General features: G+C 62.3%; 15 protein-coding genes and 1 pseudogene. 7 read left to right on the top strand and 9 right to left on the bottom strand.

The genetic code is table 11. From position 1 onward, the window contains the following. Nucleotides 1-112: 112 nt before the first annotated feature. The 4 genes from FHS78_RS06005 to FHS78_RS05990 all read right to left on the bottom strand — a co-directional run bounded on the left by FHS78_RS06005 (nt 113) and on the right by FHS78_RS05990 (nt 4,001). Nucleotides 113-1,132: an isopenicillin N synthase family dioxygenase gene (locus FHS78_RS06005; RefSeq protein WP_167091714.1), complete on the bottom strand. Its 1,020-nt coding sequence runs from the start codon at nt 1,130-1,132 to the stop codon at nt 113-115. A gap of 26 nt (nt 1,133-1,158) precedes the next feature. Further along, nucleotides 1,159-2,577 (bottom strand): AtzE family amidohydrolase, encoded by a 1,419-nt coding sequence (locus FHS78_RS06000; RefSeq protein WP_167091711.1) that lies wholly within the window; start codon nt 2,575-2,577, stop codon nt 1,159-1,161. After that, complete coding sequence (locus tag FHS78_RS05995; RefSeq protein WP_205305214.1) at nt 2,574-2,762, bottom strand: DUF4089 domain-containing protein; 189 nt, start codon at nt 2,760-2,762, stop codon at nt 2,574-2,576. The genes FHS78_RS06000 and FHS78_RS05995 overlap by 4 nt, the downstream gene beginning before the upstream one ends. Nucleotides 2,763-3,266: 504 nt before the next feature. After that, nucleotides 3,267-4,001 carry a GntR family transcriptional regulator gene (locus tag FHS78_RS05990; protein WP_167091706.1) on the bottom strand — a complete coding sequence of 245 codons (735 nt, stop codon included), beginning with the start codon at nt 3,999-4,001 and terminating at the stop codon, nt 3,267-3,269. A gap of 340 nt (nt 4,002-4,341) precedes the next feature. On the opposite strand from FHS78_RS05990, the gene FHS78_RS05985 reads away from it, so the two are divergent. Next, entirely contained in the window at nt 4,342-4,746 is a 405-nt protein-coding gene (locus tag FHS78_RS05985) for a VOC family protein (protein ID WP_167091703.1), read from the top strand. A gap of 59 nt (nt 4,747-4,805) precedes the next feature. On the opposite strand, the gene FHS78_RS05980 is transcribed toward FHS78_RS05985, so the two are convergent. Genes FHS78_RS05980 through FHS78_RS05965 form a run of 4 tightly spaced genes read right to left on the bottom strand, consistent with a single transcriptional unit; the run spans nt 4,806 to nt 10,171 of the window. Continuing rightward, nucleotides 4,806-5,339 (bottom strand): nucleoside deaminase, encoded by a 534-nt coding sequence (locus FHS78_RS05980; protein WP_167091700.1) that lies wholly within the window; start codon nt 5,337-5,339, stop codon nt 4,806-4,808. Between the two features lie 8 nt (nt 5,340-5,347). After that, nucleotides 5,348-6,706: an FAD-binding oxidoreductase gene (locus FHS78_RS05975; RefSeq protein ID WP_167091697.1), complete on the bottom strand. Its 1,359-nt coding sequence runs from the start codon at nt 6,704-6,706 to the stop codon at nt 5,348-5,350. Nucleotides 6,707-6,747: 41 nt separating this feature from the next. Continuing rightward, on the bottom strand, nt 6,748-7,809 hold the full coding sequence (locus FHS78_RS05970; RefSeq protein WP_167091694.1) for an ABC transporter substrate-binding protein: 1,062 nt from the start codon (nt 7,807-7,809) through the stop codon (nt 6,748-6,750). Nucleotides 7,810-7,849: 40 nt separating this feature from the next. Further along, the gene (locus FHS78_RS05965) at nt 7,850-10,171 is read right to left on the bottom strand and encodes a TonB-dependent receptor (RefSeq protein WP_167091691.1); all 2,322 of its coding nucleotides are present in this window, start codon (nt 10,169-10,171) and stop codon (nt 7,850-7,852) included. 437 nt (nt 10,172-10,608) lie between these two features. Between FHS78_RS05965 and uraD the strand changes: the two genes are divergently transcribed. From uraD to puuE, 6 genes and pseudogenes are all read left to right on the top strand, one after another. Continuing rightward, nucleotides 10,609-11,091 carry a 2-oxo-4-hydroxy-4-carboxy-5-ureidoimidazoline decarboxylase gene (gene uraD / locus FHS78_RS05960; RefSeq protein ID WP_246220359.1) on the top strand — a complete coding sequence of 161 codons (483 nt, stop codon included), beginning with the start codon at nt 10,609-10,611 and terminating at the stop codon, nt 11,089-11,091. Then, nucleotides 11,088-12,557, top strand: a complete 1,470-nt coding sequence (locus FHS78_RS05955) for an NAD(P)-binding domain-containing protein (RefSeq protein WP_167091685.1) — start codon at nt 11,088-11,090, stop codon at nt 12,555-12,557. The genes uraD and FHS78_RS05955 overlap by 4 nt, the downstream gene beginning before the upstream one ends. Beyond that, nucleotides 12,554-12,901: a hydroxyisourate hydrolase gene (gene uraH, locus FHS78_RS05950; protein ID WP_167091682.1), complete on the top strand. Its 348-nt coding sequence runs from the start codon at nt 12,554-12,556 to the stop codon at nt 12,899-12,901. Before FHS78_RS05955 ends, uraH begins: the two co-directional genes overlap by 4 nt. Nucleotides 12,902-12,909: 8 nt before the next feature. Next, a complete protein-coding gene (locus tag FHS78_RS05945) occupies nt 12,910-14,187 on the top strand; it encodes an allantoate amidohydrolase (RefSeq protein ID WP_167091679.1) in 1,278 nt (425 codons plus the stop codon). Beyond that, the gene (locus FHS78_RS05940; protein ID WP_167091676.1) at nt 14,187-15,446 is read left to right on the top strand and encodes a pyridoxal-phosphate-dependent aminotransferase family protein; all 1,260 of its coding nucleotides are present in this window, start codon (nt 14,187-14,189) and stop codon (nt 15,444-15,446) included. Before FHS78_RS05945 ends, FHS78_RS05940 begins: the two co-directional genes overlap by 1 nt. Then, nucleotides 15,443-16,339, top strand: a pseudogene (gene puuE / locus FHS78_RS05935) (allantoinase PuuE); the annotation flags it as partial. The gene FHS78_RS05940 and the pseudogene puuE, both read left to right, overlap by 4 nt. A 23-nt stretch (nt 16,340-16,362) precedes the next feature. Here puuE and FHS78_RS05930 read toward each other — a convergent pair. Then, nucleotides 16,363-17,955 (bottom strand): gamma-glutamyltransferase family protein, encoded by a 1,593-nt coding sequence (locus tag FHS78_RS05930; RefSeq protein WP_167091670.1) that lies wholly within the window; start codon nt 17,953-17,955, stop codon nt 16,363-16,365. Nucleotides 17,956-18,292 lie beyond the last annotated feature (337 nt).

Raw genomic sequence — 18,292 nt, 5'->3', positions numbered from 1 at the left:
ACATGAAGACCAAGCACGATCGCAAGACCCACGACACGGCTCGAACCGGGATGCCCCTCTCGAAAGTCCAGCGAACTCAACTAATCAACTCCTTGCTATGCGGCCTCAAGGATCACCGCGCCTGTATCTGCCGTAGCTTGAGCTCCAGGTGCTCTCCGGAGCTCACCGGTTCATGGGACGGCCCCTCGACGCCACGACAACTCGGCAGGCATTCAACGACTGCGTCATAATTTGGCTGATGAAAGAATGCGATCGACAGCCGGTCGCTACCGTCAACTCTGTCTGCCGGCGGGTTCACGACCCGGTGGATGGTCGAAACCCAGCGGTCGTTCGTCCATCGGGCCATCAGGTCGCCGATATTGACGACAAAGGCGCCGGGGACGATCCGGACGTTTTTCCACGCGCCATCGGTGCCGAGCACCTGCAGCCCGCCGGGTTTGTCTTCGGCATGCAAGATGGTGAGGCTTCCATAGTCCGTATGCGCACCGGCCCGGACCTCATTCGCCATCGATCGGGCGGTTGGTCGGGGATAGTTCGATGCCAGCATGTTGCTGATGTGACGGTCGATCTTGTCTGCGAAGAAGGATTCTTCCAGCCCCAGCGCGACCGCAAAAATGCACATCAACTCGGCGGCCAGCTTTTCCATTTCGCCGTAGTAATCTTCCCAGGCGGAGCGGAAGCCTTCGATCCTGTCGGGCCATATGTTGGCAGCAAAAAAATCGCGTCCGGCTTCGGAGAAGAAGTAGGGGTCGTTCTTGTCCGCGGCCTCAGGCCCGGCGGTGAATGTCTCCCGAAAATCCGGCACGGCCTTTTCATCATTGAAGGCGCGCGCGAGCGCAGCGGAATCAATCCTCGTGTAACCGCGGTAGACGTCCGGGGTCTGCGAGGAGAAAGCCTGCTTTTCCTCGACCGGCAAGGAGAAGAAGCTACGCGCGACCCGTTCCAGTCGCCCGATCGTTTCCGCCGGAACGCCATGCCCCTTTATGACAAGGAACCCGATTTCCCGGCATGCTTCATCGACCTGCCGCGCAATCCCGCGCCGGACCTCGGGTTCCTTCGACCGCCACATCGAAATGTCGATGAGGGGAAGCGCTGCGTCCGGCGCTCCGTCTATCGGCTTCAAGTCATCCATTGCGGGACGTCTCCTCAACCATTTCCTCACAATGCTCCGCGTATTGCCGGTTCGGGCGAAGCCGCGACGGGAGCCGATGCAATCCCCAGACGTTCCAGTTCCGCCGCGACACGCAACGCCATATCCTCACGCCAGGGCGCGGCAACGACCTGCACGCCCAGCGGCAGCCGCGCCACGCCATGCAGCGGCGCGACGACAACGGGAAGCCCCGCGAATGAAAGCGGTTGAGTGAAGACACCGAGATTGGGGCGCAAAGGCAGCGTCCGATCTCCGACGGTCAGCCATTTTTCGCCCCGCTCCGGCGCCGGACAGGGCGTTGCCGGTGCCAGAATGACGTCGACGTCCCGAAAGAGTTTCAGACATTGCTCGTGAAACCGGCGGCGGAAACGCTGCGCGGCGACATACCAGTGCGCGGGCAATACCGCGCCTGCCAGAAAACGATAGCGCGTATCCGGATCGAAATCGGCGGCGCGTGTCCGCAAGCGCTCCAGATGCAGCGAACCGCCTTCGCTCGCCGTCATGACGAATGCCGCCGCCCGCGCTCGTTCGGCTTCGGGCAATACGACTTCGCGGCCGACGGAGAGGGCGCGCGCGGCACGAGCAACCGCTTCATGCGCCGCCGGCTCACCGCCGCTTCCGAAATAATCGCCTGCGACGGCGATGCGAATGCCGTTCGCGCCTTCATTCAATGCGGAAACCGTGGGCCGCGTCGGTTTTTTGGCGCAGACCGGATCGCCGGCGTCGTAGCCCTGCATCGCATCGAAGGAAAGCGCCAGGTCGCTCGCGCTTCTTGCCATCGGCCCGACATGGTCCAGGCTATCGCAAAAGGGGAAGGTCCCCGTTCTCGGCAGCCGCCCATATGTGGGCTTCAGCCCGAAGACACCGCAAAGGGCCGAGGGCACACGGATGGAACCGTTCGTGTCGGAACCGAGCGCGAGCGGCACCATGCCGGCGGCCACCGCCGCGCCGCTGCCGCCGGACGAACCGCCCGTCATATGCCCGGGATCGTGCGGGTTGCGGCTAGGGCCGTCATGCGCGTTTTCGCCCGTGAAGTCATAAGCGTATTCGCCCATGTTCAGCCCACCGAGCAAAACGGCGCCCGCCGCGCGCAGCCGACGGATCAACAACGCATCCGCTCCGGCCGGAGAGCGGTCCCGGTTGATCTTCGAGCCGGCGCGTGTCGGCAGGCCTTCGATATCGAAAAGATTCTTGACGGCGAAGGGCACGCCGGCGAGCGGCCCCGGGTCCCGCCCCGCCGCGATAGCCGCATCGACGCCTTCCGCTTCGCGCGCCGCCCGCTCCGGCGTCAGATCCGTGAATGCATTGACGATACCGTCCAGCCGCTCGATCCGCTCACAACAGGCGTTCAGGATTTCCACGGCCGATATGCCGCCGCTTCGGACGGCCGCCGCCATTTCGCTCGCGGACATATCCCCCACGGTCATTCGACGTCACCCGGGCAAAAGACGGAAGCCGCCTCGTCGCATTGCGCGGCCGGGGGACAATCCAGCAGGAGCGCGGCGATCGCCTCTATCCGCTCCAGATTTACGAGAACCTCGTCGCGATATTCGGACGGAATCTCCAGGCCGATCATGGCGGCAGCGTCATCGAGATACCGATCGAGCGACATGAAAGACGATCCCTGCATTCCTTCGGGCCCATACGTCGCCCGAAGCCAGCCGAACTGCCGAATGCACACCGATTTCTTGGTACACCTCAGCAACAAGGCATCATTTATTTATCAACTTCGCGGACTGGGAACGCTATTCAGTAAAATGGCGTCCCGACGCGCTCTGTTTTCTGTCGATGTACATATAGCAAGCCGCATGCCATTTCCCCTCGACCGGATGGCGGTCAGAAAATGGCTGAATCCCGGGCTTTTTCGCTCCGGCTTTTCGGGGCGGGGCCAAGGGGATACCACTGAGACGATATTTTGTATGCAGTTTGCGATTTTCTGCATAAACATTGTGCATAGAAAGGATGCAAGGGGAGCAGCCCTCGCCGCATGAGGGGGACGAGCAGTCTCACGCCGCGGGATAACGCGGGCACCCGGCCGAATATCGCAGATATGGATGGCCGATGGCCCCAGAGGACGCCCAAGAGAACGACCTCGTCGGATGGCCCTGGCGGACGGCTACTCGGATGCCGGCTTCACATTCGCAGCGAAGGCGACATAAGCCCCCTGAGCCGCCGCAATATGATCGCGCATGACGTTCATCACCGTCATCTGGTCGCCGCGCAAAATGGCGCGGATTATATATTCATGCTCCTCGCAGGAACGCGCCATGCGCTCCGGGGTCTGGAACTGCGCCCTTCGGAAGGGCGACAGACGCACCCGGACGAGATGCGCGGCGTCGGCGAGATAAGCATTGTGGCTTCCCGAATAGATGATGCTGTGAAAAACGGCATTGGCCTTGGCATAGCCATCGGCATCCCCTTCGCGCATGAGCCGGCGGCACACATCGTGCTGCTTTTCCAGCAATGCCCGTTCCTCGCTCGTCATCTTGATGGTCGCCAGCCGCGCGCAGGACACTTCCAGTTCGCCCATCAGCTCGAACAGGCTGTAGAGCTGGTCTGGAGAGACTTCCGCGACCGTCATCGTCCGGCGCGCGCCGCGCTCCACAAGGCCGATGGAATTGAGCTGCTTCAGTGCCTCGCGCACCGGTGTCCGGGACACGTTGAACCGCTCGGCCAGCTGGATTTCGTCGAGCCTGGTTCCGGGCGGCATCCGGCCGCTGGTAATTTCATCGGAAATCCAAAGCCGAAGTTCCTCGGCACGCGTCTTCGCAGGCCGCTTCTTGCCCCCATCCAGAGGCAGCGCGATAAGCCCACCGTAATCGACGCGCAAAACATCGCTTTCAGTAGGCATCGTGGCTTCTTTCGTTGACCGCTCTTTCTTCACAACCTGCTCCTGAAATCACCTCAGAAACGGCCGCACAGGGCACCAATCGGTCTTGTCGCCACAAACCTTCATACGATAAGCCCCTCACCGACCTTCGTATGTCACACCTTAAACGCAACAGCATCCAGAGCAAACTCCCCCTCGACTACGGACACAACGGGCCTCCTTAGACACCCCGAAACGGATCTCCGCCAAAGCGGCTTCGTCTGCGAAAATGCGCCGCCTCGCGCCTCGTTAAAATCATCATTACACGAATTATATGCTATATTCCCTCTCGACACACGAGAAAACCCTGTTGGAGTGAGCCATGCAATTCGGAAAGATCGATCACGTCGCCATCGCCGTCGAAGATTTCGACGGGCGCATCGACCAATTGACCGGCACGGGGGCCCTTCGGGTTATTCGCCATGGCAAGACCGGGAACGGGCAACGCCTCGCCATGCTTGGCGACGGCACGGGCATGAAAATCGAGATCGTCGAATCCGCCGGCGACAAGGTACCCCGCTTCCTGCACATTGCCTTTCTCAGCGAAGATGTCGACGGCGCCGGCGCCATGCTCGACCGGCTCGGATGGTCTGCCAAATTCGGACCGGCGGAGCTTGGCGCCGCGAAGGCCTATACCGTCATGATGACGGATGGCGAGGGGCTCGACCTGCAGGCGATCCGCTACGACACCGACAGCCCCGACCTGGCGCAATGGCGGAAAGACTGATCCCCGCCGCCGCGCCGCCCGGCGAAACTCGCATCCATCGTCTCTAGACCGTTTCACCCTCATATGCCTGTCGGCCTGTGTGCGAACAGGTCGTCCGTGTCGCCGGCAAGTACGCCGCCCAGAACCTTCCCGTCATAGAAAGCCGCATGCGCGCATATCTGCGACGCCTCGATCATGATCTGGTCCATACCGAGCTCTCTCAGCCGATGGATTCCGATGCCGAATACGACGCCGCCGATCCCCGCCCAGATCAAGGCCGACATGCACATCGGACAAGGTTCCGCCGTGCTGTAGAGAACCTTGTCGCCCATTTCGATATTGCCGATTTCGTTCTTTCGGCTATCGACGCCATGCGCCCGCACGAAATTGTTCAAGGCAACGATTTCGCCGTGAAAAATCGGATTGTCGGTTGCTTCATTGGCGCCCGTCGCAACGGGGCGACCGTTTGCCGGATCGACGATGACCGCGCCGAAAGGCCACATCGGATTGCGCAGGCCTTCCTCAATGGCGAGGCGCATGTAGCGCTCATGCGCCTCCATGGGAATCTGCGAGATATCCACCCGCGGAGCCGGCATATCCTTTGGAACCGTCATCGACCGCATCACCCCGCCCGGCGAATCTTGGCCGGCGTGTAGTCGCGCATCTTGCCGGGATTGAGAAGACCGTAAGGATCGATGCCGAGTTTGAATTCCGCCCGGTCGCGATACGACACGACATCGCGCGCGCCGTCTTCCAGATTGGAAACATGCGGATTGACGACGGTGACGCCCTGCTTTTCATGGAGCGCCATGACCTCTTCCAACCGGTCCGCCGTGGTGTAGCGCACCACCGACGCGCCGGTGCAGGCGATGTCGGAGCCGGCTCGAATGAATTCGAGATGCCACAGCACTTCGTCGCCGAACAGCTCACGCAGGACTTCGATATCCCTGTACATGGTTTCGGAGGGAAAGACCGTCTGGATATAGGTCACGCTGCGATCGTGCTTCAGCACCTGGAGCGTGGTGTGGTTCCAGCAATATTCATAGACGGGTTCTTTGGCGGGGTTGCTTTCTCCCTCCGCCATGTCTTCCTCATAGACGATCGTGCCGCCATGCCCGGCGGCAATCTCGGCGGTCGGGATGACGCCGGAGGGGGCGACCATCAGAAGGACGATCGGCTTTCCCTCGGGAATGACTTTGGCGAAGTGGACGAAATAGGGCGTGATCGTCGAATCGACCACGGCGCAGGCATGTTTGCCGATGCCCGGGCTCGCCGTGAACTCCTGCGCAAATCGAACCGCCGAAATGAAATCGTCGAATGCGACGATCATGTCGCGCCAATGCGTGCGGTTCTCCACCGGCAGTTCCAACTCCACCACAATGCCTGTCGTGCCGAAACTGCGATTGATGAGATCCGTATCATTGCCGCGCAGTTCGATAATACGCGGCTCTTCTTCCAGCGTGACGATGCGCGCGCCCACTACATTGCCGCGATCGTCGAGAAAGCCCCATGTCAGCGATCCGAGGCCGCCGGCGCCGCCGCAGATATGCCCGCCGATCGTCGCCGTCTTCTTGGTGGACGGGAACATGCGCAGTTCCTTGCCCTGAGCCCATAACTCCTGATCGAGGTCATAGAGAAGTTTGCCCGCCTGGACGCGCGCGAGGCCGTCTTTCACCCATTGCAGCCGGTCCAGACCCATCATGTCGAGCACGATACCGCCCTCGAAGGGCATGGACTGGCCGTAATTGCCGGTGCCGCCGCCACGCGGCGTCAACGGCACCCCGAAACGCGCGCAGGCCGACGCCACCATGATGACGTCCTTTTCGTCTCGCGGGCAAACCACGAGTTCCGCGGTCTTGTCGCGCAGCTGCTCGAAGAGAATGGGGCTGTACCAGAAAAAGTCCCGGCTCTTCCTCTTGATCCCTACTTCATCGTCGATGACGGGAATGTCGCCAAGGGCGGCCCTGAAATCTTCATGCATAACTCTACCTCAACTCATGGAAACAAGACCCGGGTTTAGCTTCAGGGCTTCGTCAGCTTGTCGGGATGAACGAAGTCCAGCGTGTAGGCGCTTTTGTAGTCGAAGGAGTCCGGGATGTTTCCCGCTTCGACCTCGGTCTGAAAGAACTCTTTCCAGCGCGCATCCGTCATCGTGCCGATGCCACCGGTTTCGGCATCTCCGCCTTCGACTATTCCGCTTTCCAGGATCGCCTGTTTTGCATCCTCGAAGGTCTCGGGCGTGTAGTCCTGATTGCCGGCCAGGATCAGCGCTTCGGCCCCGGACGAATCCCCGTGAAGGAACGCCTTCCACCCCTCGCTTGTCGCCGTGACGAATCTTTGCAGCACATCGGCGTTCTCGCCGGCGAATTTGCGCGTGGTGATGACGGTATTGCCGTAGGGATTGTATCCGTTGTCGGCCAGCAGGAACGTCTTGACCGCGATCCCCTCGCGCTTCAACTGCCCGACATCGTTCGTCAGAAACCCCTGTTGAATGGCCTTCTCATTGGAAAGGAAGAAGGCATAGCTATAGGGATACGGCCTGATCTGATCGTCGGTGAAACCGTATTTCTTCTTCAATGTCGGCCAGAAGGACATGACGCTCAGATTGGTGATCGCCGCCGGATGCCCTTTCAGATCCGCCATGGTTTCGATCTCCGGATCGTCATGCGCGAACAGAATGGTCGGCTCCTTCTGGAAGAAGGCGGCGGCGGTGACGAACTCCAGCCCCACGGCATTCGCATTGAAGACGATGGAGGAGTTGCCCAGCACCACGTCATAGGCCCCCGCGGCGAGCAACTGCCCGAGGTTTTTCTGTGGACTGCCCGGGTCGATTTCGACGTCGAGCCCGTAGCGTTCGTAAATCCCGTCGGCCTTGGCCTGGTAGAAACCGCCATATTCCGCCTGGGGAAGCCAGCTCAGGCCGAGCCGGATCCGGTCGGCCGCGCCGGCCGACGACGACGCGAACAAGACCGCCATCGCCGCGAGCATAATGAATCCACGTATACCGATCATCGCACCTGACATTTCATCACGCTCCCACATCTTTCCAATCACCGTTTCATGGCGGCGATAACCGCCGCGCATGCCGTACTCTTACAATGGCATACGCGGCGGCCCTGACGCATCAGAACGAATAGCTCACGCGAGCAATGACCTGACGCGGAGGTACGTATTGACTGGCCGTCGTCCCGATGCCGAAGGCATTGGTGAAGCGGGAGACGACTGCATCGTTGTCGAAGACATTCGTCGCCGTCAGCGAGAACTTCCAGTCGCCGGCCGGCGGCATATAGTCGAAGTAGAGGTTCCACAGCCCGTAGCCGTCGATGTTATCCAGGCTACTACTGTCGAAGACGCGGTAGATGAAGTCGCCCTGATAGACATACTGGACGCGGGAAGTGAAGGTGCCGCCGTCGTTGAAGCCATAGGTATGCGTCAACGCCAGGGAGCCCGCGAAGGACGGCGTCTTGGGGAGTTCGTTACCCTTGATGTTCTTGATCGCAAGACCGCGGTAGTAGGTCAGGCAAGCATAGTCGAAGGGGGAACAGCCGGAGGTCGCCGCCGCATTGTTGGCCGCCACGCTGTCCAGCGTATAGAAGTCCGATGTGACTTCGCTGTGGAGCACCGTCGCGTTGCCGTCCAGACGGAGATTGTAGGGCAGACGCGCACCGAATTCGGCTTCCGCGCCATAGACTTCGGACTCCGGAATGTTCGCAACGCCGCCCTGGTAGGGCACCGGGTCGTCGCTGATGAACTGGAAGTTCTTGTAGTCATAGTGGAAGGCGGCAAAGTTGGCCGTCAGCGCGTTGCCGAAGAACCTGTTCTTCGACCCGACCTCGATGGAATCCACCGTTTCCGACTCGAACGTCTTCTCGACAAGTGTCGGGTTCGAGTTGAGGTTGGTTCCGCCCGGCTTGAAGCCGCGCGACCAGCTCGCATAGAGCATATTGTCGTCGGTCAGGTCGTATTCCAGCGCCACCTTGCCGGTCAGCTCGTTGCCGACCGTGCTCGCGGTCGATGCCGGGCCGTAAGCGCCGAAATTGGAGAGCGACCAGCCTTCCACTTCGTCATGCGTGTAGCGCGCGCCCGCCGTGAACCGCAGCGCATCCGTGAAGTGATAGGTTCCCTGACCGTAGCCCGAATAGGACCGCCGGGTCGTGACGGCCTGTACGCCATAGCCCCAGTTCGACGGCAATCCGCCGGACGGCATCTGGGTAATGTCGGGCGTCGGCTGGTTGGGGGCCGTGTTGTAGTACTCCACGACGCGCGCCTTGTTGGACGTGTAGAGATAGAAGGCGCCGACGATCCAGTCGAGAGAGGTGTCGGCCGAGGTCGGCGAGGTCAGATTGACTTCCTGGGTCCAGCTCACATTGGTCTGTCCCGTGAACGGCATGATGTCGTGCCCGGTCGGATAGTGAGCGAGGTCGAGCCGGTCGTTGTCCAGGGCCGCGTGCCATGCGGCATTCTGATAGCTCGTGATCGACTTCAGCGACGCCCAGTCGAAATCGTAATTCAGCGTCAGCGCTTCGATATACTGGCGCGTCTTCATCCAGCCCGGATAATCCTGCGTCAGCTTGCGGGGGTCCGGCTCGGGATCGAGAATGTTCTTCAACGCAGCGTCATTCGTATTGGAATCGTAGATCTGCGAGAGGAATGTGGCCGAGAAACGGTCGTTCGGCGCCCAGAGAACTTCCGCGCGACCGGTCGCATTGTTGGCGTCGTCGAGCTCGTAACCGCCCAGCGCGACCGACTCGGCAAAACCGTCATGCTGCATGTGCTCGAAGGTGCCCCTGACGGCAAGCTCGCCCTCGATCAGCGGCACATTGAAGGTCGCAATCGTGTCGGTGAGGTTGTAGGTGCCGTAAGCCGCGCTCAGAGTACCGCTGTAATCGTAGAGGTTGGGCTTGTTGGTGACGACATTCAGCGTGCCGCCCACCGAATTCTGGCCGTAAACGGTTCCCTGCGGACCGCGCTGCACTTCGACACGGTCGACGTCGAGAAAGCTCTGCTGAAGCGCAACCGGATTGACGATATAGATCCCGTCGACATGGAAGGCGACCGAAGGCTGCGCAATCGAGTTCTGCGCCGTTTCGTATCCGACGCCGCGAATGGCCACCACGCGCGACCAGCCTTCATTCGGCGTCACGGTCAAGCCGGGAACGACGCCGTTCAGATCGACCGCACTCTTGATATTCGCCTGTTCGAGCGCTTCCGCCGGCAAGGCGGTAATGGCGGCCGGCGCCTTTTGAAGCGACACTTCGCGCTTGTCCGCGGTCACGACGACTTCGCCGTACTCCGCGCCGCCTTGCGTATCGTCCAGGGTGGCGATGGCTTCGTCCGTCTCCGCCGCCGTTTCCTCTGCTCTCGCTCCCGCGCTCGCCAGCACAAGCACCGACGCCGTCCCCATGAGCAAAGCAAGCCGGCAGGCCCACGCTTTACTATTCGTCATGTTGCTCTACTCCAAACTGTTACTGTACGGACTAGTGGCAACGACTAATCGCGACACGCCCTTCCGGAACGCGCAGCTCGCCCTGGCGAGATCGTTTGCCGCACTTCGCACGCACAACTGAACAAAGAGCCCCCCGGGGCTCGATTGCATACAATTGCCAATTCCATGCCAGTTGCGGTCGCTTCCAAAGATCGCGGTATTGCGCGGATTTTTCCGAAAAGCCTTTTTTCGCGCGTCACTTGAATTGCATACATATTGCACATGCGAAAAATATTTATGACTAATTTTTAGCCAAAAACCTGCTCGCTCCGTCTTTTTGTGTACATTTCCGGCCGATTTTGCTGGCACGGGCATTGCTCTAGGGCTGACTGGCCCCTTTTTCCGGCGGCCAATGTGCACAGGACCCACCCGGTATGACTTTGTCGGAGTTGAATGCGTTGGATGAGAAGGGCTTCGTCGACGCCCTTGGCGGCGTCTTCGAGCACTCGCCCTGGATCGCCGCCGCGGCGTGGAAAGAACGTCCCTTCGATACTCTTTCAGACCTCCACAATGCCTTCATGCAGGTCGTGGCCGACGCCGGCGACGACGCACAAATCGCCCTGATCGACGCGCATCCGGATCTGGCGGGAAAGCTCGCCCTGAGCCGCGGCCTCACAGCCGCCTCCCAGCGCGAACAGGCCAGCGCGGGGCTGGACGCATTGTCGCCCGAGGAATTCGAGCGCTTTCACGCGCTCAACAATGCCTACCGCTCGCGCTTCGGCATGCCGTTCATCATCTGCGTCCGTCTCAACACCAAAGAGACGATCCTCGCCGAGTTCGAGCGGCGCCTGCTCTGCGAACCGGCTGCCGAAAGGCAGGAAGCGTTAAGGCAGATCGGGCTTATCGCCCAACTAAGATTGACGGAGTTGCTTGACCCATGAGCGAAGTCGGAAAGGTGGACACCCAAACGGCCTATGCCGATGCCCCGACGCCGGAAGCCGCCGGCGCACTGGCGCGGCTGTCGGCGCAGGTCCGCCACGATCTGGACATGCTGGATTATCCGGCGCGGGAATGGGTGAGGCCACGCGCCCATCGTTCCGGCCGGCATGTCTATGACGTCGTCGTCGTGGGCGGCGGGCAGTGCGGCCTTGCCGCCGCCTTCGGCCTGATGCGCGAAAAGGTCGGAAACATTCTCGTCGTCGATGAAAACCCCGAAGGGCTGGAAGGCCCGTGGGTCACCTATGCGCGTATGGTCACCTTGCGCACGCCGAAGCATCTCACCGGGCCCGATCTGGGTGTCCCCTCGCTCACCTTCCGGGCCTGGTGGGAAGCGCAATTCGGCGCCGAGGGCTGGGAAGCCCTCGGCAAAATTCCCAGGGAAGAGTGGATGCGCTATCTGCGCTGGTTCCGGCATGTGCTGGATATTCCTGTCCGCAATGCCCTGAAAGTCCGGCTCGTCGAGCCGCTGGAACCCGGCCTCTTCGGGGTCAAAACGGACGCGGCATCGTCCATGCCGCCAATTCTGGCGCGTAAAGTCGTGTTCGCCACCGGCATTCAGGGCGGCGGCGAATGGCATGTGCCGGCGTTCATAAAGAGCGCCGTCTCGCCCACGCGTTATGCCCATACGTCCGAACAAATCGATTTCGGCGCGCTCAAGGGCAAGAGGATCGGCATACTGGGCGGCGGCGCCTCCGCGTTCGACAATGCGCAATATGCGCTGGGGGCGGGCGTCGGGGAGGCGCATGTCTTTATCCGGCGCGAGCGCATACCGCGCATCAATCCCATTCGCTATATGGAGAATGCGGGCTTCCTCCGGCATTTCGCCACGCTGGACGATGCCACGAAATATGCGGGCATCTCCTTTTTCCTGCGGCACAATCAGCCGCCTACCAACGATACCTATAATCGCGCCGCCGCCTTTGCCGACTTCCACCTGCATCTCGGCTCACCCTGGACGCATGTCGAGGAAACCGAGGACGGCGTGCACGTCGTCACGCCGAAAGGCGAGTTCCTGTTCGACTTCATCGTCCTGAGCACGGGCCTTCTCACCGACGTCGCGCTGAGGGAAGAGCTTTCCGCCGTCGCCGACGACATCGCCCGCTGGCGCGACCGATACACACCGCCGGACGGCGAAGACAATGCATTGATCGACAAGCACCCCTATCTGGGGCCGGGTTTCGAGTTCACGCCGCGAACGGCGGAAGGCGCCGCGCGCATACACGGCCTTTTCGCTTTCAACTATTCGGCGCTGGCAAGCCTCGGCCTGTCGGCATCGGCCTTGTCCGGCATGAAATTCGCCATGCCGCGCCTCATCGAAGGGGTGACGAACCAACTCTTCATGGACGACCGAGACGTCATTCTCGACGAGTATTTCGCTTACGACACAGAGGAGTTCCTGGGCGCATGACGGGCAAGCTCACCACCCATGTCCTCGACACGGCGCGCGGCATGCCCGCGGCGGGACTTCGCCTGACCCTGCGCAGGCTTTCGCCCGACCCGCTCGGGCCATGCGATTTCACGCTTGGCGACGACGGGCGGGCAACGCTTATCGAAAGCCCGACGCTGGAATCCGGGCTCTACGAGATCGTTTTCCTTGTCGCCGAATACCAGAGAGAAAACAGGCTCGATCTTCCCGAACCGCCCTTCTTCGATGAAATCCCGATCCGCTTCGGCATCGCGGACGGCACGGCGCATTACCATGTGCCCCTGATCCTCAGCCCCTATGGCTACTCGACCTATCGGGGCGGCTAGGCACCGGCATGGAAACGGATATCTCCGACATAGAAGCCCTGTCTCCCGGCGCCCGCGCCGTTGCCCGCTGCGACATCTTCGGCAAGCCGCCCTATAGCGAAACCCCGGCGATGCTGACGCGCCGCTTTCTGACGCCGGCCCATACCGCCGCCATAGCGAGCCTTCAGCGGTGGATGCGAAAAGCCGACATGTCCGTGACGCTCGATCCGCTCGGTAACCTCATCGGACGGTATGAAGGCAGCATGGCGGGCGCGCCCGCTCTCATGATCGGCTCTCATATCGACACGGTGCGCGATGCGGGCCGCTATGACGGCGCGCTCGGCGTCATGCTCGGACTTTCCTGTGTCGAACAGCTCGCCGCCGCGACGCGTCGCCTTCCCTTCGCCATCGAACTGGTCGCTTTCGGCGACGAGGAGGGATCGCGCTTTCCTTCCGCCATGATCGGCAGCCGCGCCATGGCCGGCCTCATTTCCGATTATGCATCCATCGCCGCACTGGAAGACGAAGACGGCGTGACGCTTGCCGACGCTCTGGAGAGTTTCGGCCTCGACCCCGCAAGTCTGCCCGGAACAGCCCGCGCGCCCGAGAGCGTTCTTGCCTATCTCGAAGCGCATATCGAGCAGGGACCGCAACTCGAAGCGGAAGGCCTCGCCCTTGGCGTCGTCACCGGCATCGCGGCACAGCTTCGCTTTCAGGTCAGCTTCACCGGCGCGGCCGGTCATGCCGGCACCACGCCGATGGGCCTGCGGCAGGACGCGCTGGCCTGCGCGGGGGAGGCCATTCTCGCGATCGAAGGAATGGCCCGGCAGCAGGCCGCCCGGGGCGCGGTCGCCACGGTGGGTTTCATCGATGCAAAACCCGGCGCCGCGAATGTCATAGCCGGTCGGACGGACATGACGCTCGACATTCGCGCGCTCGACGGAACGCTGCGCGACGAGATGGCACGAAGCATGATGTCGTGCATCGCCGATATCGCGGCCCGGCGGAATGTCGGCGTCGAATTCGAGCAATTGCAGGATTTGCCGCCGAGCCCCTGCGATCCGGCGCTTTCCGGCTTGCTCGAAGAGGCGCTTGGCGAGATGGGGCTTCCGCCGTTTCGGCTGGCAAGCGGTGCCGGACACGATGCCGCCGCGCTGGCGGCGATTGCGCCCATGGCCATGCTCTTTATCCGCTGCGCGGGCGGCATCAGTCACAATCCGGCCGAAGCCGTCGATCCGGCGGATGCCGATCTGGCCGTCGAGGCCATGCTCCGTTTTATCGACCGCCTTGAAGCGAGTACTGCGTAATGCCCGATCCCCTTTTCGACGAGCTGGACCCTCCCTCGCGCCTTTTGATGGGGCCGGGGCCCGTCAATGCGCATCCGCGCGTATTGCGCGCCATGTCGGCGCCGCTTCTCGGCCAGTTCGACCCCGAGTTCACGACCTATATGAACGAAACCATGGCGCTTTATCGCCGGGTCTTCGAAACGGAAAACCGTTGGACCTTTCTCATCGACGGCACGTCGCGGGCGGGCATCGAGGCCGCGCTGGTCTCCGTCCTCGAACCGGGCGACCGCGTCGTCGTGCCGGATTTCGGGCGCTTCGGCCTTCTCCTCACCGAGATCGCGCAGCGTTGCGGCGCGGAGGTGACGCCGGTGCCGGCCGAATGGGGCCGCACCGTGCCGCTCGACGCCATCGAGGAAGCGGTCGCCCGGGTGAAACCGCGCCTCGTCGCCTGCGTGCATGGCGACACCTCGACCACCATCGCCCAGCCTCTCGACGGCATAGGCGACATCTGCCGCAGATACGATGCGCTGCTTTATGTCGATGCGACGGCGACACTCGGGGGCATGCCGCTGCCGGTGGACCGGCTCGGCATCGATATCGCCACGGCGGGTCTGCAGAAATGCCTGGGGGGACCGTCGGGGAGTTCGCCCATCACCATCTCCGATCGCGCGGCGGAGCGCATCTTTTCCCGTCGTCACATCGAAAAAGGCATCGCGCCCGACGGCGCCGCCACGGCAAACGGCGTGCGGATCGCCTCCAACTATTTCGACCTCGCCATGATCATGGATTACTGGTCGGAAAAGCGGCTCAACCATCACACAGAGGCAACCTCCATGCTGTATGCGGCGCGCGAATGCGCGCGCATCGTGCTGCAGGAAGGCCTTGCCGCCCGCCATACCCGTCACGCGCTTGCCAGCCGCGCCATGGGCGCGGGGCTTGAGGCAATGGGCCTTACTCTCTTCGGCGACCCGAACCACAGGATGAGCAATGTGACCGGCATCGCGATCCCCGACGGGATCGACGGCGAAACGGTGCGTGCGCGCATGCGGCAGGATTTCGAGATCGAGATCGGCAGCTCCTTCGGCCCCTTGCAGGGACGCATCTGGCGCATCGGCGCCATGGGGTACAACTGCCGCAAGCATAATGTGCTCATCACGCTCGGCGCGCTGGAAGCGGTGCTGCGCGGCGCCGGCTTTTCCCTCACCTCCGGCGCCGCCGTCGACGCGGCGCGCGCCGTCTACCAAGCAAGCGAGCAAGCTGCCGGAGAGACCACGTCATGACAGCCTATCCCCGTGACCTTGTCGGCTATGGCGCGACGCCGCCGGATGCCAAATGGCCCGGCGGGGCGCGCATCGCGCTCCAGTTCGTCCTCAACTATGAGGAAGGCGCGGAAAACTGCATTCTCCATGGCGACGATTCATCGGAATCCTTCCTGTCGGAAATGATCGGTACGCCGCCGATCTTCAACATGCGGCACATGTCCATGGAGAGCCTTTACGAATACGGCTCCCGCGCCGGTTTCTGGCGACTGCACCGCCTTTTCACCGAGCGGAACCTGCCGCTCACCGTCTATGGGGTCGCCATGGCGATGGAGCGCAACCCAAGCGCGGTCGAGGCGATGCTGAAGGCCGATTGGGAGATCGCCTCGCATGGCTATCGCTGGATCAACTACCAGTTCGTGCCCGAGGACATGGAGCGCGAGCATATCGCGCGGGCGGTCGACATTCACACGCGCGTCACCGGCTCGCGCCCGCTCGGCTGGTATCAGGGCCGCACGAGCCCCAATACGGCGCGGCTCGTCGTCGAGGAAGGCGGCTTCGTCTATGACGCCGATTCCTATGCCGACGACCTTCCCTATTACGACACCGCGCATGGCAAGCCGCAGCTCATCGTGCCCTATACGCTGGACACCAACGATATGCGCTTCGTCGCGCCGCAGGGCTTCAACTCGGGCGATCAGTTCTTCGCCTATCTCAAGGACAATTTCGACATGCTCTATGCCGAAGGCGAGACGCAGCCGAAAATGATGTCGGTGGGGCTGCATGCCCGCGTCGCGGGCAAGCCCGCGCGCGCGGCGGCGGTTGCGCGCTTTCTCGACTATGTGACGGGACACGACAAGGTGTGGGTGGCGCGCCGTATCGACATTGCGCGGCACTGGCTCGAAACGCATCCCTTTGGCGCCTGACGCCGGCGCCCTCAGAGCCCCATGGCGTCGCCATCGGAGCGCGGATCGGACGCAGCTTCAAAACGCCCCTCCGGCGAGAGCGTCACCATGCCCGCATGGCCCATCATGTCGTTCTTCGGCGCAACCAGTTCGACGTCATGTCCGGCCGCCTTCAGCGCATCGACCAGGGCGGGGTCGAAATCGCTTTCGAGCTTGAGGGTGATGGATTGCGCGCCCCATGTGCGGCCCAGAAGCCAGCGCGGGGCGGCAATCGCCTCGCCAGGATCGCGGCCGAACAGCACATGCCGCGTGAAGACGGCCGCCTGTGTTTGCGGCTGCCCCTCGCCGCCCATGGTGCCGTAAACCATCTGCCGTCCGTCATCGAGTCTCGCCATGGCGGGGTTCAAGGTATGGAAGGGCTTTTTGCCCGGCACCAGCGCATTGAGCCGTTTTTCATCCAGCGCGAAGCCGATGCCCCGGTTCTGGAAAAGGACGCCGGTCGAGGGCGAAACGACGCCAGCACCGAACTCCCAATAGATCGACTGGATGTAACTGGCCATGCGCCCTTGCGCATCGATCACGCCCATCCAGATCGTATCGCCGGGCGCCGCGACATGCGGCCAGGGCGCGGCCCGGTGGCGGTCTACGCCGGCGGCCATCCGGTCGAGTTCGTCTTTGGCAATCAGCGATGCCGGATCGCATGTCATGAAAGCCGGGTCGCAGACCTGCGCGTCGCGCATGCGGAAGGCCTGTTTCGTCGCTTCGACGAGCCCGTGAATATGCGCAAAGCTCTCGCCCTCGCGCACGCCCAGCCGGTCGAATACGCCGAGGATCGCGAGCGAGGCAATGCCTTGCGTGGGCGGCGGCATGTTGAAGACCGTGCCGGAGGAAAGCCTCGTCGAGAGCGGCTCCACATATCTCGCGGCATAACCGGCCAGATCGCCCGCCCGGAGGGGCGAGCCCGCCTCTTCCAGATCCCGCGCCAGCACGGCGCCGATCTCTCCCTCATAGAAGTCGCGCAGGCCCGCTTTGCCGAGACGGTCGAACGTATCGGCCAATGCCGGCTGGCGCAGCCTCGCACCGCGCGACGGCGCCTTGCCGTCGGCGAGGAAGGTTTGCGCAAAGCCCGGCACGTCCTTCAGTTCGTCGAATTTCTCCGCCGTCAGCCGCTCCTGGCTTTCGCTGACCGCCACGCCGTCGCGCGCGAAGAAAGCGGCGGGCTCCAGCAGGCGCGACAGGGGAAGTTTGCCGCCCCAGTCCTGCGCCATGCGATGGGCCTTTTCCCAGCCGGATATGGCGCCGGGCACCGTCAGCGCGGCAAGACCGCCACGCGAGGGGATGGCATCCGGCGCGCCGCGCTCACGATAATAGTCGATGCTTGCCGCCGCCGCGGCGGGGCCGCAGGCCTCGATCCCGACGGGCGCCGCGCCGGGCGCGGCCAGAAGCCAGAAGCCGTCGCCCCCCAGATGGTTCATATGCGGGTAGACGGCGGCAATCGCGGCGGCGGCGGCAATCATCGCTTCGGCGGCATTGCCGCCTTCCGCCAGCACATCGCGGGCCGCGGCGGCGGCGAGATGGTGAGGGGCTACCGCCATACCGCGATAGCTCATCCGGGTTGCAGGCATTCTCGATATCCTGTGATCGCTTGAGGATGACGGCTTCCCCCCGAAAGAGAGCAGCGCAAAAATTCAACATGCATATTTTTTATGCATCATATTGCCAGAGAGCTGTTCAACGGCCCTGCAGGAAAGAACGATTTTCACCCACTTCACTTCTCTCTTTCTGTTTTATGCAACAAAAACATAGACCTCCGATCCGCGGGGTGGGTTCGGCATATGAATTGCAGAATTCCTGTCTTGTATACAATTTTATGCAGTCTTGCATAGCCCCCGGCGAAGCGCGGCAGGATCGATTGTCCATGACGGCCGCGCCTCGTCCTCGCCCGCTTCTGGAAGACATCGC

It is taken from the genome of Parvibaculum indicum (assembly GCF_011762095.1).
In the GTDB taxonomy this organism is placed as follows: domain Bacteria; phylum Pseudomonadota; class Alphaproteobacteria; order Parvibaculales; family Parvibaculaceae; genus Parvibaculum; species Parvibaculum indicum.
This window is presented reverse-complemented; position numbering and strand designations above follow the sequence as displayed.

What these genes read in the sequence shown, in the direction of transcription:
- uraH (WP_167091682.1), top strand. Translation starts at nt 12,554, where the DNA reads ATGACGGGCAAGCTCACCACCCATGTCCTCGACACGGCGCGCGGCATG.
- FHS78_RS05975 (WP_167091697.1), bottom strand. Translation starts at nt 6,706, where the DNA reads ATGCATGAAGATTTCAGGGCCGCCCTTGGCGACATTCCCGTCATCGAC.
- FHS78_RS05965 (WP_167091691.1), bottom strand. Translation starts at nt 10,171, where the DNA reads ATGACGAATAGTAAAGCGTGGGCCTGCCGGCTTGCTTTGCTCATGGGG.
- FHS78_RS05980 (WP_167091700.1), bottom strand. Translation starts at nt 5,339, where the DNA reads ATGACGGTTCCAAAGGATATGCCGGCTCCGCGGGTGGATATCTCGCAG.
- FHS78_RS06005 (WP_167091714.1), bottom strand. Translation starts at nt 1,132, where the DNA reads ATGGATGACTTGAAGCCGATAGACGGAGCGCCGGACGCAGCGCTTCCC.
- FHS78_RS05930 (WP_167091670.1), bottom strand. Translation starts at nt 17,955, where the DNA reads ATGCCTGCAACCCGGATGAGCTATCGCGGTATGGCGGTAGCCCCTCAC.
- FHS78_RS05955 (WP_167091685.1), top strand. Translation starts at nt 11,088, where the DNA reads ATGAGCGAAGTCGGAAAGGTGGACACCCAAACGGCCTATGCCGATGCC.
- FHS78_RS06000 (WP_167091711.1), bottom strand. Translation starts at nt 2,577, where the DNA reads ATGACCGTGGGGGATATGTCCGCGAGCGAAATGGCGGCGGCCGTCCGA.
- FHS78_RS05940 (WP_167091676.1), top strand. Translation starts at nt 14,187, where the DNA reads ATGCCCGATCCCCTTTTCGACGAGCTGGACCCTCCCTCGCGCCTTTTG.
- FHS78_RS05995 (WP_205305214.1), bottom strand. Translation starts at nt 2,762, where the DNA reads ATGTCGCTCGATCGGTATCTCGATGACGCTGCCGCCATGATCGGCCTG.
- FHS78_RS05985 (WP_167091703.1), top strand. Translation starts at nt 4,342, where the DNA reads ATGCAATTCGGAAAGATCGATCACGTCGCCATCGCCGTCGAAGATTTC.
- FHS78_RS05945 (WP_167091679.1), top strand. Translation starts at nt 12,910, where the DNA reads ATGGAAACGGATATCTCCGACATAGAAGCCCTGTCTCCCGGCGCCCGC.
- FHS78_RS05990 (WP_167091706.1), bottom strand. Translation starts at nt 4,001, where the DNA reads ATGCCTACTGAAAGCGATGTTTTGCGCGTCGATTACGGTGGGCTTATC.
- FHS78_RS05970 (WP_167091694.1), bottom strand. Translation starts at nt 7,809, where the DNA reads ATGCGCGGCGGTTATCGCCGCCATGAAACGGTGATTGGAAAGATGTGG.